Source organism: Magnetospirillum sp. WYHS-4 (genome assembly GCA_039908345.1).
Lineage (GTDB): Bacteria > Pseudomonadota > Alphaproteobacteria > Rhodospirillales > GLO-3 > JAMOBD01.
Map to the genome: position 1 here is coordinate 16,215 of JAMOBD010000034.1, position 17,232 is coordinate 33,446.

Annotated in this window: 16 protein-coding genes; 14 read left to right on the top strand and 2 right to left on the bottom strand. The window is 66.1% G+C overall.

Going from position 1 to position 17,232, the window contains the following annotated elements; genetic code table 11:
• Positions 1 to 237: 237 nt before the first annotated feature.
• Entirely contained in the window at positions 238 to 1,569 is a 1,332-nt protein-coding gene (locus H7841_10910) for a sigma 54-interacting transcriptional regulator (GenBank protein ID MEO5337386.1), read from the bottom strand.
• 269 nt (positions 1,570 to 1,838) lie between these two features.
• Here H7841_10910 and H7841_10915 point away from each other — a divergent pair, with 269 nt between their 5' ends.
• The 11 genes from H7841_10915 to H7841_10965 all read left to right on the top strand — a co-directional run bounded on the left by H7841_10915 (position 1,839) and on the right by H7841_10965 (position 14,187).
• A complete protein-coding gene (locus tag H7841_10915; protein MEO5337387.1) occupies positions 1,839 to 2,234 on the top strand; it encodes a hypothetical protein in 396 nt (131 codons plus the stop codon).
• A gap of 3 nt (positions 2,235 to 2,237) precedes the next feature.
• Positions 2,238 to 3,374, top strand: coding sequence for an efflux RND transporter periplasmic adaptor subunit (locus H7841_10920; GenBank protein MEO5337388.1), 1,137 nt, complete (start codon positions 2,238 to 2,240; stop codon positions 3,372 to 3,374).
• Between the two features lie 54 nt (positions 3,375 to 3,428).
• Positions 3,429 to 7,544 (top strand): efflux RND transporter permease subunit, encoded by a 4,116-nt coding sequence (locus H7841_10925; protein ID MEO5337389.1) that lies wholly within the window; start codon positions 3,429 to 3,431, stop codon positions 7,542 to 7,544.
• A 21-nt stretch (positions 7,545 to 7,565) separates the two neighbouring features.
• Positions 7,566 to 8,408: a hypothetical protein gene (locus H7841_10930; protein MEO5337390.1), complete on the top strand. Its 843-nt coding sequence runs from the start codon at positions 7,566 to 7,568 to the stop codon at positions 8,406 to 8,408.
• 30 nt (positions 8,409 to 8,438) lie between these two features.
• A complete protein-coding gene (locus H7841_10935; protein ID MEO5337391.1) occupies positions 8,439 to 9,002 on the top strand; it encodes a hypothetical protein in 564 nt (187 codons plus the stop codon).
• A 108-nt stretch (positions 9,003 to 9,110) separates the two neighbouring features.
• Entirely contained in the window at positions 9,111 to 9,470 is a 360-nt protein-coding gene (locus tag H7841_10940) for a sulfur globule protein CV1 (protein ID MEO5337392.1), read from the top strand.
• Between the two features lie 101 nt (positions 9,471 to 9,571).
• Entirely contained in the window at positions 9,572 to 10,513 is a 942-nt protein-coding gene (locus H7841_10945) for a hypothetical protein (GenBank protein ID MEO5337393.1), read from the top strand.
• Positions 10,510 to 11,127, top strand: a complete 618-nt coding sequence (locus H7841_10950) for an AAA family ATPase (protein ID MEO5337394.1) — start codon at positions 10,510 to 10,512, stop codon at positions 11,125 to 11,127. Before H7841_10945 ends, H7841_10950 begins: the two co-directional genes overlap by 4 nt.
• Positions 11,128 to 11,175: 48 nt before the next feature.
• A complete protein-coding gene (locus H7841_10955) occupies positions 11,176 to 12,021 on the top strand; it encodes a hypothetical protein (GenBank protein MEO5337395.1) in 846 nt (281 codons plus the stop codon).
• 43 nt (positions 12,022 to 12,064) lie between these two features.
• Positions 12,065 to 12,652, top strand: a complete 588-nt coding sequence (locus H7841_10960) for a DUF302 domain-containing protein (protein MEO5337396.1) — start codon at positions 12,065 to 12,067, stop codon at positions 12,650 to 12,652.
• Positions 12,653 to 12,684: 32 nt separating this feature from the next.
• Positions 12,685 to 14,187 carry a dynamin family protein gene (locus tag H7841_10965; protein MEO5337397.1) on the top strand — a complete coding sequence of 501 codons (1,503 nt, stop codon included), beginning with the start codon at positions 12,685 to 12,687 and terminating at the stop codon, positions 14,185 to 14,187.
• Between the two features lie 26 nt (positions 14,188 to 14,213).
• On the opposite strand, the gene H7841_10970 is transcribed toward H7841_10965, so the two are convergent.
• A complete protein-coding gene (locus H7841_10970; protein MEO5337398.1) occupies positions 14,214 to 14,492 on the bottom strand; it encodes a BolA family transcriptional regulator in 279 nt (92 codons plus the stop codon).
• A gap of 71 nt (positions 14,493 to 14,563) precedes the next feature.
• Between H7841_10970 and H7841_10975 the strand changes: the two genes are divergently transcribed.
• The 3 genes from H7841_10975 to cobS are packed head-to-tail and all read left to right on the top strand — an operon-like array spanning position 14,564 to position 17,079.
• The gene (locus tag H7841_10975) at positions 14,564 to 15,451 is read left to right on the top strand and encodes a DMT family transporter (protein MEO5337399.1); all 888 of its coding nucleotides are present in this window, start codon (positions 14,564 to 14,566) and stop codon (positions 15,449 to 15,451) included.
• 3 nt (positions 15,452 to 15,454) lie between these two features.
• The gene (locus H7841_10980) at positions 15,455 to 16,027 is read left to right on the top strand and encodes a J domain-containing protein (protein MEO5337400.1); all 573 of its coding nucleotides are present in this window, start codon (positions 15,455 to 15,457) and stop codon (positions 16,025 to 16,027) included.
• Positions 16,028 to 16,086: 59 nt separating this feature from the next.
• Positions 16,087 to 17,079, top strand: a complete 993-nt coding sequence (gene cobS, locus H7841_10985; protein ID MEO5337401.1) for a cobaltochelatase subunit CobS — start codon at positions 16,087 to 16,089, stop codon at positions 17,077 to 17,079.
• Positions 17,080 to 17,232 lie beyond the last annotated feature (153 nt).

Below are 17,232 nucleotides of genomic sequence, written 5' to 3' on the forward strand. Positions count from 1 at the left end.
TCCCCTTTTGCGCCTTGCCCCTTTATCGAACAAATGCGGCTCCAAATCAATTGAGTATAACCGCTCTCCAGCCAGGGGAATCGGGTGAAGGCGGAGAGTCCTGCCAAAGCCTGGGAGCGCGGACGTCCCGTCCGCAAATTGCGGGCCGGAAGGGTAGGTTCGTTCCCCTTTGGGGCCTTCACCCGATTGCCCTGCTCGCCGGGCCGGTGGACGTGTTCGACATTCGCACCGGATAGCCTATCCCGCCAGCCCCAGCTTTTGCATGCGGCGCCACAGCGTGCTGCGGTCGATGCCCAGCAGGCGGGCGGCCAGGGTGCGGTTGCCGCCGGCCTGGGCCAGGGCGGCTTCGATGCGGCGGCGCAGATCGTCGGGGCCGTCCTCCGTCCCGTCGTCGCCGCGCAGGCGGCGGCGGTTGTGTTCCTCGTATTCCCGGATGTCCTGGGGCAGGCTTTCCGGCAGCACCGTGTTGTCCACCGCGCAGATCAGCCCGTGTTCGACAGCGTTTTCCATCTCGCGCACGTTGCCCGGCCAGGGATAGTCCATCATCAGCCGCATGGCCTCGGGCGAACATTGCAGGTCCGCGACGTAACCCCTCTCTTGAAGTTTTTTGCAGAAGTGATTGATAAGCAATGGGATATCCCCTGGACGCTCGCGCAGCGGCGGGATGCCGATGGGGATCACCGCCAGGCGGTAGTAGAGGTCGGCGCGGAACTCGCCCGCGTCCACCATGTCGCGGACGTTGCGGTTGGACGCGCTGATGACCCGCGCGTCCACCTTGACCGGCTTGTCGGAACCGACCATCTCGAATTCCTGTTCCTGGATCGCCCGCAGCAGCTTGGCCTGGAGATGGATGGGGATCTCGCCCACCTCGTCCAGGAACAACGTGCCCCGGTGCGCCGCCTGGAAGCGGCCGGGCCGGTCCTGGGTGGCGCCGGTGAAGGCGCCGCGCACATGGCCGAACAGTTCGGACTCGATCAGGCTTTCGGGAATGGCGGCGCAGTTGACTTCGACGAAGGGATGTTCCGCCCGCCCGCTCAGGCGGTGGATCAGGCGGGCGATCTGGGTCTTGCCGGTTCCGGACTCGCCCTGCAGCAGCACGAAGGCATTGGTCGGCGCGATCTGTTCGATGCGCCGCAGGATGTCCAGCATGCGCGGATCGCTGCTGATGAGTTCCTGGCTGGCGCGTCGGATCGCCGCTTCCAGGTGGCGCTGCTCGGTCATGTCCTGGGCGATCACCAGGCGCAGGCGGCCGTTGCCGCCCGGCGCCTCGACCAGGCCGCAGTGGAAGCTGAGATCCCGCTGCTGCCCCTCGCGGGAAGCCACGCGCCGTTCGAACCTGACGAAGCCGCCGTCGCGGCGTCGGCCCGCCTCTGCGATCGCGTTCAGCAGGTTGAAATCGCCGATGCGGCCCAGTTCGCGGATCGGCTCGTTGGGCGAGGCGCCCAGCATCTCGCCCGCCGCCGGGTTCTGATAGAGCACCCGGCCGCGTTCGTCGGCGATGATGACGCCTTCCTCCATGAAAGCCACGATGGCCTCCAGAAGGGGATAAAGGTCGCCGATGGTTTCCATGGACGATTCGCCAGCCTGGACATTGCACACCCGGTTTTGTAGTGTTGCACGTCTCGCGGCGTTGCGCAACATGGTGCAACGGGAAGGCGGGGCGGAGAGGTCAACCCCACCAAGGGGTTACAAGCCTTTTCCCCAGGCTTTTCCACAGGGGTGCGGCTTGGCGCGCGTTGTGAAAACTATTTTGTTTCAATATGTTGCTCTGTGGTATGGAAATTGCGTCTAGGGCTGGACCGACCGGGAGCAATCGTTCGTTAGAGGGAGGAACAAACATGGCGGACATGTTTTCTGCCGAGTGGATGGCGAAGTTCAAGGACGCCTGGAATGCCGAGCCGGATCTGGCCGGCGCCCTGGCGAAGATCGGCTTCACCTCCAGCATCGCTTATGGGTTCGTGGACGAGGACAAGCCGCGGGGTGTCCTGGTCGTGCAGAACGGCATGGCCGTGGCCGGCGAGGTCTACACCGGCCAGCCGATGAACTGGGATCTGCGGGCGACGAAGGCCGATTGGGAAGGCTGGTCCAAGAAGCCCCCCGGGCTGATGGGCCTCGGCATGGCCTACACCTCGCGGAAGCTGCGCTTTGCGGTCGGCGACTACGCGGGCATGATCAAGGACCCGCGCATGGCCGGCCCCTTCATCAAGAGCTTCCAGGTGATGGGGCGGGTCTGATCCATGACAATCCCGGCACGGCTTCTTGCCGCCGGCCTCCTGCTCGCCGCGGGCGTCGTCCAGGCCGCCGAATACGAGATCGCCACGGTCGCCACCCAGAAGGTGGGCCGGGCTGTCACGGTCGGCGGAACGGTGGTGCCCTATAAGGAAGTGACTCTCTCCGCCCAGATCCCGGGCGAAGTCACTTTCCTCGCCGGCACCGAGGGCGACGAGTTCACGTCGGGGGCCTCTCTGGTCTCCATCGACGACGCGGCCCTGCAGGCACAGAAACGGGCGGCCCTGGCGAACATCTACAACGCCGACGCGGCGCTTCGGAACGCGCAGGTCCAGTACTCGCGCGAACTTTATTCGCCGCAATCCAACAACGTCGGCCGCATGCCCGGCATGGGCATGCCGTCCATGTTCGACACGATGTTCACGCGCGGCATGTCCAACATGATGGGCATGGGCAACAGCTACGTGGACCGTTCCGCCGATCTCTACGGCCAGGTGAGCGGCGTCAACCGGGCCCGCAGCAGCCTGTTGCAGGCTCAGGCCGAGGTGGAAACCATCGATGCCAAGCTGAAGGACGCCCGTCTGCATGCGCCCTTTGACGGCGTGGTGTTGAAGAAGATGGTCGAAGTGGGCGACACCGTGCAGCCGGGCCAGCCCCTGCTGCGTTTTGCCCATACGAAATACCTGCGCATCCAGGCCGAGGTGCCGGTCCGTCTGGTTGGGGCGCTCAGCAAGGGCGCCATGGTACCGGCCCGGCTCGACGTGCGCGGTGCGCGGGTCGATGCGCGGATCTCGCAGATATTTCCGATGGCGGATGCCTCGCGACACACGGTGACGGTCAAGTTCGACCTGCCCGTGGGCGTGGTCGGAGGTCCCGGCATGTATGCCGAGGTGCAGATCACCGATCCGGGCGCCGAAATGCGCGAGGAGCCGGTGATTCCGGAAGCCGCCCTGGTCTGGCGCGGCAGCCTGCCCGGCGTTTTCCTGTCGGAAGACGGCAAGATCGTCATGCGTTTGGTGCGATTGGGCGTGCCCATGGGCGACGGCCGGATCAGCATCCTGTCGGGCCTGAAGGGCGGCGAGCGGGTGATCGTCAATCCGCCGGCCGGACTGGCGTCGAGCAGCGCGATCAAGATCGAAAAGTGACAACGGTGCCTTCGCCGGGGGGAACCGGTGAAGGCCAGGGGGGATAAGCCTTCGATGGCCGAGAACAAGCCGCAAGCGGAAGCCGAAGCCAAGGCCGCCTCTCCCGAGGCGGAATCCGCGGTGGACCACCTCGACGACCAGCACCTGGGACTGGCCGGCCGCATGGCGCGTGCCTTCATCCATTCGCCCCTGTCGCCGCTGCTCCTGGTGGCCAGCTTGGCACTCGGCATCCTGGGCCTGCTGGTGACGCCGCGCCAGGAAGACCCGCAGATATCAGTCCCCATGGTGGACGTGTTCTTCCAGTACCCGGGCGCTTCGTCGGAGCAGGTGGCGAGCCTCGCCATCGATCCGCTGGAACGGATGATGAGCGAGATTCCCGGCGTCAAGCACGTCTATTCCGCCTCCATGCGCGGCCAGGGCATGGTGACGGTGGAATTCGACGTCGGCCAGCAGATGGAAAACTCGCTGGTCAAGCTCTACGACAAGCTGATGTCCAACATGGACAAGGTTCCGCCGGGAGTCTCCCAGCCCTTGGTCAAGCCCAAGGGCGTCGACGACGTGCCGGTGGTGTCCCTGACGCTGTGGTCCCATGACGTGGACGACGCGGCGTTGCGCCTGATGGCGTTGGATGTGCTGCAGCGTCTGAAGGAAGTGCCCGACACCAGCCAAGCGTTCATTGTCGGTGGCCGGGCGGAGCAGATCCGGGTCGAGGTCTTCCCCGAGCGCTTGTCCGGCTACGGGGTCAGTGTCGGGCAATTGGCCCAGACCATCCAGACCGCCAATTCCGAGAAGGGAACCGGCTACGCCGAGAATGAGACCGGCAGCTTCAAGGTCTATACCGGCGCCTTTCTGCGTAGCGCCGCCGAGATCGAACGTCTGGTGGTCGGCGTGCACAACGGCGCGCCGGTCTACGTGCGCGACGTGGCCCGCGTATTCGAGGGCCCCGAGGACCCGCGCAACATCGTCCAGTACTTCACCGGTCCCGCTTACAAGGCGGGGACCGTCCAGGCTCCGCAAGGGGCGCCCGCGGTCACCATCGCCATCGCCAAGAAGCCCGGGAGCAACGGCGTTACCGTGGCCGACGGCATTCTGCGCCAAGTGGAACTCCTCAAGGGCCGGGTCATCCCCGACAATATCCAGGTATCCATCACCCGGAATTACGGCGAGACCGCCAACGACAAGGTCAACGAACTGCTGGTCAAGCTGTTCGTAGCCACGGGTGCGGTGACCCTGCTGATCTGGTTCTTCCTGGGATTCCGGGCCGCCACCGTGGTGCTGATCGTCATTCCGGTGGTCATTCTCGTGACGGTGTTCGCTGCTTGGTTGCTGGGATTCACCATCGACCGCGTGTCGCTGTTCGCCCTTATCTTCTCCATCGGCATCCTGGTCGACGACGCCATCGTGGTGATCGAGAACATCTACCGACGCTGGCTGCTGAAGGGGGAGGTCGATACCGCCATATCGGTGGATGCCGTTCGCGAGGTGGGCAACCCCACCATCCTCGCCACCTTCACCGTGGTTGCCGCCCTGCTGCCCATGGGATTCGTGTCGGGCATGATGGGCCCCTATATGGCGCCCATCCCCATCCTGGGCTCGGTGGCGATGCTGTTCTCGCTGTTCGCCGCCTTCATCTTCACGCCCTGGCTGGCCATGCGCATCCGGCCTTCCATGGCCAAGCTCAAGTCTTCCCACGACAAGGAACACGCCCGGGCCCACCGCTGGGAGAGCTTCTACCGCCGCCTGCTGACGCCGCTGTTCGAGAGCGGCGGCAGGCGTGCCCTGTTCAAGCTCACCATGTACGGCATCTTGTTCGCCTGCTTCGCGCTCTTTTACACCACCCACGTGGCGGTGAAGATGCTGCCGCTGGACAACAAGCCGGAATTCAACGTGGTGGTGAATCTGCCCGACGGGGCGGCTTTGCCGGTCACCGCCAATGCCATCCAGCAGCTCTCCGAACGGCTGCAGCAGATCCCCGAAGTAACGGCGTTGCAGACCTATGCGGGTACGGCATCGCCCTTCAACTTCAACGGCTTGGTGCGCCACTACTACCTGCGCCAGGACGCATGGCAGGGCGACATCCAGGTCCAATTGCTGCACAAGCGCGACCGCAAGCGCTCCAGCCACCAGATCGCCGTCGAAGCGCGCGAGGTGCTGACCCCCATCGCGCGGAAGCTGGGCGCCCACATCCAGGTGGTCGAAATGCCGCCCGGCCCGCCGGTCCTGCAGACCATGGTGGCCGAGATCTACGGCCCCGACGACAAGACGCGCCGTCAGGTGGCCCGCGACCTGACGGGGATCTTCGAGAAGGCCGAAGGAGTGGTCGACGTCGACAACCTGATGCAGGACCCCTACGTTTCCTGGCGCTTCGTGGTCGACCGCGAGAAGGCGGTGCGCAAGGGGGTGTCGGTCGAGGACATCAACTCCCAGATCGAGATGATCATGGGGGGATTCAAGATGGGCGACATCAAGCTCGAGAGAGTGCTCGAGCCGCGCTACATCGTCCTGCAGGCGCCGATGGCCATCCGGAGCCAGTTCTCCCGCTTGGGCGAACTGCCGATTCCGGCCGGCAAGACAATGGTGCCGCTGTCCGAACTGGGACGCTTCGAGCCGGTGGAGCAGGACCCCATCCTGTTCCACAAGGATCTGCGGTCCGTCGAGTTCGTCACCGGCGAAGTGACCGGCCGCCTGGGCGCCCCCATCTACGGCATGCTGGCCGTGGGACGCTTGCTGGAAGGCTACACCGCGCCGGATGGCGTGAAGGTGGACAACTTCTATATCGGCGCTCCCCGGGACAGCTTCAGTTCGGCCTTCGAGTGGACCGGCGAGTGGACCGTCACTTACGAAACCTTCCGCGACATGGGTATCGCCTTCGCCGCCGCCCTGGCCCTGATCTACATGCTGGTGGTCTGGGAGTTCGGCAACTTCCGCCAACCTTCCATCATCATGGCGCCCATCCCGCTTACCCTGATGGGCATCATTCCGGGCCATTGGCTGTTCGGAGCGGAATTCACCGCCACCTCGATGATCGGCTTCATCGCCCTGGCCGGCATCATCGTGCGCAACTCGATTCTTCTGGTCGATTTCGCCAAGCATGCGGTGGCGGCCGGCATGGACGTCCGCGATGCGGTGATCGAGTCCTGTGCCGCCCGCACGCGCCCGATCGTCATCACGGCGCTGGCCCTGGTCGCCGGCTCCAGCGTCATCCTGACCGACCCCATCTTCCAGGGCATGGCCATTTCGCTGATGTTCGGCGCCATCGTTTCCACCCTGCTCACCCTGGTGGTCATTCCGTTGGGCTGCGTCCGGGCCCGTTCCTCCTTCAACGGCCGTCACGTGGCGGTGGCCGTGCCGATGGCCGGCCCCCATGGCGCCCTCGAGCATCATGTGGAAATGGTGGAAGAGGGACGGTACTGCGCCTCGTCCGGCGATGATCGTCCGCGGCGCGGCGCGACGTTGGGCCGGGCTGTTCTCTATGCCGTTCCCATCATGTTGAAGTTCCTGGCCGCCATCGGCCAGACCCTGTTGGCGGCCGTGCTGCGGCCTTTCCGACGCTGGGGGGCCGCGGAAAAGCTGCAGATGGTGGGCTATCTGCTCCGTGCCTTGCCGTATTTCCTGTGGCTGTTCGTCAGCGAGACCGCCAAGGGAATCGCCGCCAAGCTCCGTCGGCCTGCTGCGGCGCCCTACGTCGCGCCCGCTCCGGTGGCCGAACCGGCCCCCCCGGCGCCAGCCCCCAATCCTGCCCCGCCGCCCGAACCCGAGCCGCAGCCGGTACCCGAAAGCGTGGAACCGACTCTGGCCGTCGCCGAACTCGCGGTTCCTGCGCCCGAGGAACCGGTGGTCATCGAGGAGGTCGTGCCGCCCGTTCCCGCGTCGCCGCCGATCGAAGCGAAAAGGGAGGCGGCGAGGCCCGCTCCCGTATCTCGAAACAAGGTCGCCCAGTCCAAGAAGGCGCCGGTCAAGAAGACGGACCCCCAAGAGACGAAGAAGGCCGAGCGGCCGGGCCCTCAAGCCAAGCCGCGCCAGCCCGTACAGCCTGCCAAGTCCGCCAAGCCGGTTCGTCCGGCCGCGGTGCCCAAGGCAGGTGCCAAGCCCGCGGCGAAGGCGGGAAAGGCGGCGGGCCAGCGGCCGGGCCAACGGCGCGGCATTCGCCTCAAGTCGCGGCCGTCCTGAATTTTGTGACAGGAGATGATCATGCGTTTCACGAGTTTTGTATCCGCGCTGCTGGTGGCGATGCCCGCGCTGGCAGGGCAGGGAGATGGTGGCGGGTCGGTCGCGGGCGACATGCCCCCGGCACCTCCGGGACCCTACCAGTCCCAAATTCCCCAGATGGCGCCCATGCTGCCGCCCGGTCCCGGGAGCGCGGCCTATCCGCCCCTCGACTACAATCCCGAGGCGGTCAAGGAACGCATGGAGAAGGCGCGCGAGAATCACGAAAAGATGCGCGAAGATCAGCAGAGGCGCATGGAGTCGGTCCGCGAGGACCAGCAGAAGCGCCTGGATGCCGCGCGCGAGCGCCAGGAGGAATTCCGCGAAACCCGCGAGAAGGCCGCCAATCAGGCTCGTGACGCCGCTCGCGAGCGCCATGAAGCCATGCGCGAGGCCGCCGACCGCGGCCGTCCGTTGCCGCCGACGGCTCCCGTCGCCCAGGCACCCGCGCCGCAACAGGCTTCCCAGGTGCCCGCCGCCCCACCGCAGGCGCCGGTCTATGCGCCGCCGGGCTATGGTCCGGGATACTATGGTTATGCGCCACCGGCTGGGTACGGCTATGCTCCACCTTATGCCTATGGTGCCCCCTATGGCTATGGCAGTGGTCCCCGGGTTCAGGATGACTCCATCCGCCAGCGGCACGACGCCATGCGGGCCCAAGCCGAGGAGCGGGCGGAAAAGATGAAGGAATGGCAGGACAAGCGGCGCGAGGAGATGGAGCGCCGTCAGCCGCCACGTCCCGGGTACGGATATGGTCCCTACGGCCGTCCGTCCTATCCCTACGCTCCGGCTCCCCAGACTCCGGCCGGTAGCCGGGACGGGCGTTGAGGTGGTAGGGTAGGGGCGATCGGGGGTGCCATGAAGTACGCACTGTCCCTGCTGACCGTTCTGGTAGCCGCTGTTTCGGCGGCGGCTCCGGCTGCGGCCGCGGACAATCCCTGGCGCCCCAGTGGGGACTACTACGGCGGGCGGGAGGCGGTTCCCCCTCCCCCAAAGCCGAAGAGTCCACCGGCCTTCGGCCTGCCCAGCAGGGACAGTCTCTACCCGCCTCTCAGCGAGGACGAGGTCCTGTCTCCGCGAGTTCCGGCCGCGTCGCCTCCCCAGTATCCGCCCTTGGATACCGATGTCCCGCAGCGTGGCGGCGGGGTTCACGCGCCGGCCCATGTACCGCAGGCCCCCGCCATGGGGCCTGCGGTACAGGTTCCGCAGGCCGGCAATCCATCCCAGGCACCGACCGTGATCCTGGTGCAGCCGATGCCGGGTTACGGCTACGGTCATCCTGGGTTCGGGGGGCCTTACGGTGGCTACGACCCCTATGCCCCCGGTGGGGGGAGTCCGTGGGGGATGCCACCTCCCGGCGGCGGCTGGCCCGGTGGTTGGGGCGGCGGAGCGCCGTTTCCCGGCGGGGCGGGCATGTGGTGATCGAATAGAATTACGGGCCAAGTGGTCCAGGGTTCCCGGGGTTCTCCCTCCCCCCAGGTCGCCAGAGGCAAGTCGAGAGGGAGACAACAACTCGAGGAGTGACGTAAAATGAAGACCTTCCTCAAGACGCTGGCGGTTGCTGGCATCGTTGGCGCCGCCGCGCTGTCCGCTGGCGATGCGAAGGCTTGGTGGGGCTGGGGTCCCTGGGGTGGCGGCGGCGGTCCGTTCGACGGTTCCGGCCTCGGCGACTTCAACATGAGCATGCGTGGGTCCGGCTCGGGCTATGGTCATGGCTATGGTCACGGCTATCCCTATGGTGGCGGCTACGGCGGCTATCCGTATGGCGGCGGCTGGGGTGGTGGCCCGTGGGGTGGCTACGGCGCTCCCTACGGCGCTCCCTACGGTGCGCCCTATGGTGCCTATCCCTACGCTCCGCCGGCTCCGCCGGCTGCGCCCGCCGCCAAGTAAGGCTGGCTCGGGATACGGGACGATGCCGGGCTTTTCGGTTCGGCATCGTCCCTCCATCCCCAAGACGACCCGATGAAGGCTCGCGAGCAAGGAGGGCGATCATGCTGAGGACAGGAACATGGCTTCCCGCGGCGGTATTGGTTTGCGCCGCTTCCGGAGCCTTTGCCGAGGGTGTCTCCTTCACGGCCGACGCCGTCCAGAAGCACCCGCAGCAGGGCACGGAACAGGGCAAGCTGTTCGCTTCGGATGTCGGCATGCGCATGGAGCGCAGTCAGCAGGGCCAGCAGGCGATTCAGATTTCCCTGCCCCAGGAAGGTGTGATGCGCGTTCTTTTCCCGGACAAGCAAACGTACGTCGAGATGCGCGGTGGGGCCGGTCCCGGCTCGGGAATCAAGCCCGACAATCCTTGTATGGGGCTGTCCGGAGACCGCTGCCAGAATCTGGGTACCGATACGTTGGGATCGGTCAAGACCGAGAAGTGGAGGATTTCCGCCGACCAGTCCCAGGGGCCGGTGACCCTCTGGTGGGACCCGGAACGCAAGATCGCGGTGCGCCAGCAGTTCCCGGATGGTTCGTCCATGCAGATGGCCATGACCGGCGAGACCACCTGGGAGGGCCGCAAGGTCGAGAAATGGGAAATGACCAGCATCTCGGCCAAGGGCGAACAGCAGAAGGCCGAACAGCTTTTCGACCGCGAACTGAATATCGCGGTTCGCGAGGTGTTTCCCAACGGTGTTTCCCGCGAACTGAAGAACATCAAGGTGGTTAAGGCGGATCCGGCTTGGTTCGAGGTGCCCAAGGGCTACAGGCAGCAGGAACTGCCGCAGGCGCCGCAAGGTCAGGCACCCCAGGGCCAGATGCCATCCGGGATGTCGGGCATGCAGGGCCAGCCGGGCGGTTATCCGCCGCAAGGCTACCTGCAGCGCGAAGGACAGCCGCCCCGGCCGGCGGTTCCGGGCCAACAGGGCTATCCGCAACCCGGCACCTACCCGCCTGGGTATCCGCCGCAGTATCAGGGGGGCCAACCCGGCTTCAGGCGATGATCACGGTCGTTGGAAATCTCAAGGGCGGAACGGGGAAGAGCACCGTCGCCTTCAATCTCGGGCTTTGGCTGGTGACGCACAAGCGTGGCGTTCAGCTTTGCGACCTGGACCCCCAGGGCACGCTACGCGATGCCGCCGAGGTGCGGACCGAAGAAGGATTCCAGCCGGTTCTCGCCGTCATGGACAAACTGCCGGCCAAGCCGCAGTCGGAAATCCTGGTGGATGTCGGTCTGTCGGACGGGCCGGCGATGAACGATGCCCTGGCGCGGGCCAGCCGGGTGGTCATCCCCGTGGCGCCCAGTCAGGCCGATATCTGGTCGACCCAGCGGTTCATCGATATGATCGCCAAGCTGCATACCAAGAACCGCAAGGTGGAAATCCTGGCTTTCCTGAACCGGGCCGACACCCATCCGGCGGCGCGCGAAAACCAGGAGGCTATCGAAGCGCTGAAGCAGATCAAGGGCATCACGGTACTCAAGCCGCGCTTGGCCCAGCGCATGGCTTTCCGGCGCTCCTTCTCCGAAGGGCTGGGGGTCTTCGAACTGGAGCCGCGCGGCAAGGCGGCCAAGGAACTGGAGGCTCTAGCCCGCGCGGTGTTCGGCAGCGGTCGCTAGAGTCGGATTTTGCAGGGATCAACACGAGAGAGACAGGGGATTACGGATATGGGCTTGCTTCGTTGGGCGACCAACCATCTGGTGGCGGTGCTGCTGATCGCGGTGCTGTTCGCCGCCCTTGTGTTCCGGCAGGAACTGGCTTCCGAATTCGGATTCCAGACACAGATGGCTGACCTGGATCGGCATCTGGACTGGAAGCGCTACTGGCCGACCGGCACCAGTTCCACGGTCAAGGTGCGCGAGGCGGCACCCGCGCCGGCCAAGCCGTTGGCTGTGGTCGAGCAGAAAGGGGCATGGGATCGCTTCTGGCCGACCGGCAGCGTGTCTTCCTCCGTGGCTCGGGTCCGTCCTGCGGACCCGGAGGCCGCCGCCAAGCCGCCCCAGGCCGCCGCCGCTTTGCCGCAAGTCCGTCCGGCTCCTCCGGCGGTTCCGGTTCCCGCCGCCGGCATGCAGGGAATGTACGGCATGGGGGGCATGACCGGGATGCAGGCCCAGAAGGCGCCCGCGCCGGCTCCCGCTTCGGTTGCCGCACCCGCTCCGACGCCGGCCCCGCGGCCCGTGGCGGCTCCTGCCGCAAATCTTCGCGATGGCTGGATGCAGGCGCGCCGCGCCTACGCCATCGGCGACCTGAACGCGGCTGCCGAGGCCTATCGGGCCCTGGTCGCGCAGTATCCCGAGGAAGCCGACATCGCTGGCGAACTGGGTAATGTCTATATGCTTCAGGGGCGCGGCGCCGACGCGGCCGACGCTTTCTACGAAGCCGGGCAGCGCCTGCTGCGCGGGCCGAACTGGGTGCGCGCCCAGGCGGTCCTGCCAGTCCTGAACCAACTGGACATGGCCAAGGCGGACTCCCTGCGCAAGCAGATCCTCCAGGCCGTCCAGGGCGGCCGTTAAGAACCCGACCGCCGACAGAAAAGTATATGAGAAGGGTCCGACAATGAATGCCATCCGCAATATCCTGGCCCTGCTGGGCCTCATCGCCGTCGTCGCCATCGCCGTGCTCTATCCGAAGGCGGCGCCTTACTTGGGCGCCTTCCAGAAATTCGATCCCAAGGCCATGGACGTCTACGTCGAGATGATGGACGGCTTGGTCAAGACCGGCAATCCCGCAGAGGCCATGATCTGGAAAGTCCAGGTCAAGGATGGGCTGAAAGCGGAAGACGTCGAGGAATCCCTCAAGGTCATCGCCAACGAGCACAACTTCATGCTGGTGGGCCGTCTGCCCTTCTACCAGCAGATCGAGGCGATCACCGGCAAGCCCTACCGCAAGGTCCTGTTCTATCTCATGTGCGATGCCTTGATCGGCCGCGACATGCTGGACGTCAGCGATGCCTATTCGGCCTTCATGCCCTGCCGCATCAGTCTGGTCGAGGACAAGAGCGGCCGTCTCTGGCTCTATACGCTGAACATGGATTCCATGATCTACGGCGGTACGCCTCTGCCGGCCGATCTCAAGACCAAGGCCGAGAAGGTCAAGAAGATCATGCTCGACATCATGAACCGCGCCGCCAAAGGAGAGTTCTGATCTCCTGGGCGCCGACCAAGAAGGAACCCGCCATGCTCAACGGACCCGGCAAGGCCGTTTCGGCCCGCCTGAACAGCCTGGAAACCCATCTGCGGGCGGAAAACCCGACCTTGCTGGCGGTGGTGCCCACCTTCCGCCATCTGGACAAGGTGCTCTATCGCATGGGGCTGCTGGACCGCGAGGAATCGCTGGCCAGCCGCATTCCCTGGTGGCCGTTGGTCAGTGTGCTGGGAACCTTCTCGTCGGGGAAGTCGACCTTCATCAACAGCTTGCTGGGCCAACCCCTGCAGACCACCGGCAACCAGGCGGTGGACGACAAGTTCACCGTGGTCTGCTTCGGGCCCGAGAACCAGAACCGGGTCTTGCCGGGCATGGCGCTCGATGCCGATCCGCGCTTTCCCTTCTATGGAATGAGCGCCGAGGTGGACAAGGTGGCGCGCGGCGAGGGTAAGCGCATCGACGCCTACCTGCAGCTCAAGACCACGCCCAGCACATTCGCTCGCGGCAAGATCGTCATCGACTCGCCGGGGTTCGACGCCGACGACCAGCGGCGCTCCATCTTGCGCCTGACCGACCATATCGTCGACCTGTCGGACCTGGTGCTGGTGATGTTCGACGCCCGCCATCCCGAGCCGGGGGCCATGGCGGACACCTTGCAGCATCTGGTGGCCAAGACGGTCAAGCGGCCGGATGCCGGGAAGTTCCTCTATATCCTGAACCAGATCGATACGGCCGCGCGCGAGGACAATCCGGAAGCCGTGGTGGCGGCATGGCAGCGGGCCATTGCCCACGCCGGTCTGACCACCGGGCGTTTCTACACCATCTACAACGAGGCGGCGGCGGTACCGATCGCCGACGCCGGGCTCCAGGCCCGCTTCCAGGCCAAGCGCGACAAGGACCTGGGCGAGATCATGGCGCGGCTCAAGGACGTCGAGGTGGAGCGGCAGTACCGCATCATCGGTACCCTGGAGCGGGTCGCCAACGAGGTGGAACGGGAAATCGTGCCGGCGCTGGAGCGGGCCATCGCCCGCTGGCGGCGGCGGACGGCGGCGGCCGAGATCTGGTCGGTCGGCTTGGTATTGGGAGTGCTGGCTGCCCTGGAGGTGGGGACCGACGGCGGCATTCTCCGGGCTATCGGCGAGTGGTACATGGCCATGTCGCTGCAAGGGCAGGGGGCCTTCCTGGCGGCGGTGGCGGTCTTTCTGCTCATCGCCCATTTGTGGCTGCGCGACCTGCTGGGCCGTTCCATCGCCAAGGGCCTGCCTGGCAAGTTCGGTGCGGTGGAACTGAGCCCGCGCGCCGCCTTCGTGAAGAACCTGGGGTCGCTACGGGGCCTGTTCAGTCGCAATCCGGTCGGCTGGGGCGCGGGCACCCAGCGCAAGCTGCAGGAAATCCGCGACGAGGCGGCCCGCCACGTGCAACGTCTGAACGACCTCTATACCGATCCCTCCGGCCGCCAGCGCGATGCGGCGGAAAAAGCGGCTGCCGAGGCCGCCGCCAAGGCGGCGGAAGCGGCGGTGACGCCGCCGGTCTGAGGGCCAACCCGACGCCTCGGAAGACGTCAACTTGCCGCGTCTTCCGCAGGCGTCAGGGTGGTCAGCGCCAGGGCGTGGACACCGTTCTTCAGTTCTTCGGCCAGCAGGGCATAGACCTGCCGCTGGCGGTCGACGCGCGACTTCCCCTGGAAGGCGGCCGAGACCACCTCGACGCGGAAATGGCTTTCGCCTTCCGGGCGCCAACCTCCGTGCCCCTCGTGGTGGCAGGATTCGTCGATCACCGCCAGGCGGATCGGTTGCAGGGCCTCGGCGAGCTTGCGTTCCATGGCTTGGGCGACGGCCATTCATGCCTCCTCAGGTTCCGGTTGCAGGGAAGGTGGTGACAAGCCGGCCGTCCGTCAAGTACCACGGAGCCATGACCCCCGTCCGTTCCGCCTATCTGCTGCTGGCCGCCGTGATCCTGCTCTGGGGCGCCAACTGGCCCTTGATGAAGATCGGACTGCAGTCCATGACCCCCTTGTGGTTCGCTGCCGCCCGCGCCCTGATCGGCAGCGCCTGCCTGTTCGCCTGGGCCGCCGTCGCCGGGCGGCTGGCTTGGCCGGTCCGGCAGGATCTGCCCCTGCTGTTCAGCATCGCCGTCTTGCAGATCGCCGCCGGCTTGGCGCTGATCCATTGGGGGCTCAGCTTCGTCGATGCCGGACGCTCTGCCATCCTGGCCTATACCTTCCCCCTTTGGGTGGCGCCCCTGGCGGCCCTGGTGCTCAAGGAACCCCTGTCCAGACCGAAGGCCGGTGGCTTGGCCCTGGGCATGGCGGGCATCATCCTGCTGTTCGATCCCAGCGCCGCGGACTTCACTGGCGAGCACGCCCTCCTGGGCCATGGCCTATTGCTCCTGGCCGCCATGCTCTGGGCGGTGGCCGTGGTCCATATCCGCGCCCACCGCTGGGCGGGTCGGCCGGCCGATCTGATGCCCTGGCAGTTGCTGCTGGGCGGGCTTTTGCTGGCAGGATCGGCGATGGCGGCGGACGGATTGCCGCCGGTGGCCTGGAGCCCCGGTTTCGCCTTGGTCCTGGCCTACAACGGCGCCATCGCGTCCGCCTTCTGCTTCTGGGCCTATACCACGGTGGCCAGGCGCCTGCCGGCCATGAGCACGGCGCTGGGTTCCCTGGGCGTGCCGGTGGCCGGAGTGGCAACATCGTTTCTTGTTCTGGGCGATAGTCCGGCTCCGGCAACGCTGGCGGGGCTGGCGCTGATTTCCGGTGGCGTGGCTCTGGTCTCTCTGGCCGACCTGCGGCATAGTTAGAAGATGTCCAGAACCTCGTCCCACCGATATGGCGACTGGAAGCGTCGGCATGAGCCGCCGCCGGAGACCCGGCGATGCGACTGGCCGGGCTGCGAGGGCCAGGGCGAACACCGGGCGCCCAAGTCCCGCGAGCGCCTGAAGGACTATTTCTGGTTCTGCCTGGAGCACGTGCGCCGGTACAATGCGTCGTGGAACTACTTCGACGGCATGTCCGATGCCGAGGTAGAGGCCGACCGGCGCCGCGACACGGTCTGGCAACGGCCATCCTGGCGCTTAGGCGACGGTCCGCGCAGTTTCACTATCGATCCGGAAAAGCTCAAGGACCCCATGGGAGTCTTCTTCGAAGCCGCCGAGGCGAAGTCTCCGGTCCGCCCCGTCGTCCGCACGCCGGAGGAGGAGGCCCTGGCCGTCCTCGACCTGCGCCCGCCGGTCGAAGTCGCCCAGGTCAAGGCGCGCTACAAGGAACTGGTCAAGCTGCACCACCCGGATGCCAATGCCGGCGACAAGGCCGCCGAAGAACGCTTCAAGGCGATTTCCGAGGCCTATCGCACGGTCATGCGCTGGCTGGGCCCTTGACGCGAGGCGCTTTCGTCCCCACACCCTTACGCAACCGCAAAAAACACGGGACCCGTTCCATGACCGCCGACGCCGCCTTTCCCTTGTCCGAGCCCGACATCCGCATCTCGGTGCGCCAGGCCTTCGGGCTCGACGTCGACTGGGAGGTCCCCGGCTTCAGCCAGCGCGAGGAACACGTCCCCGACGTGGACGAAGCCTACCACTTCGACCACGACACGACCCTGGCCATCCTGGCGGGCTTCGCCCACAACCGCCGGGTCATGATCCAGGGCTACCACGGCACCGGCAAGTCGACCCACATCGAGCAGGTGGCGGCCCGGCTCAACTGGCCCTGCATCCGCATCAACCTGGACAGCCACGTCAGCCGCATCGACCTGGTCGGGCGCGACGCCATCGTGGTCAAGGACGGCCAGCAGGTCACCGAATTCCGCGAAGGAATCCTGCCCTGGGCGCTGCAACACCCGGCGGCGTTGGTGTTCGACGAATACGATGCCGGCCGGCCCGACGTGATGTTCGTCATCCAGCGGGTGCTGGAAGTGGAAGGCAAGCTGACGCTGCTGGACCAGAACCGGGTCATCCGGCCCCATCCCTGGTTCCGTCTGTTCGCCACCACCAACACCATCGGCCTAGGCGATACCACCGGGCTCTACCACGGCACCCAGCAGATCAACCAGGGCCAGATGGACCGCTGGAACATCGTGGCGACGCTCAACTACCTGCCCCACGACGAGGAAGTGAAGATCGTCCTCGCCAAGGCGCCCCACTATGACACCCCGGAGGGCCAACGTATCGTTGGCGCCATGGTCGACGTGGCGGATTTCACCCGCGATGGCTTCGTGAATGGCGACGTTTCGACGGTCATGTCGCCGCGCACCGTCATCACCTGGGCGCAGAACGTGAAGATATTCAATTCGATCTCGACGGCCTTCCGCCTGACCTTCCTCAACAAGTGCGACGAGATGGAACGCCCGGTGGTCGCCGAATACTATCAGAAGGCCTTCGGCGAGGAATTGCCGGAATCGGTGGCAAGGAAGGCGGTGGTGCTCAAGTGACCCACCCGGCGGAGGACTCCCAGGAACTGCTCGAACGGGTAACCGCGGCGGGGCTGCGTGCCCTGGCCGGCCGCGACGGCGAAATGGAGGTCACCTTCGCGGCGGGCAGCGAGGCGACGGTCGGCATGGCCACCGGCAGCGTGCGCCTGCCCC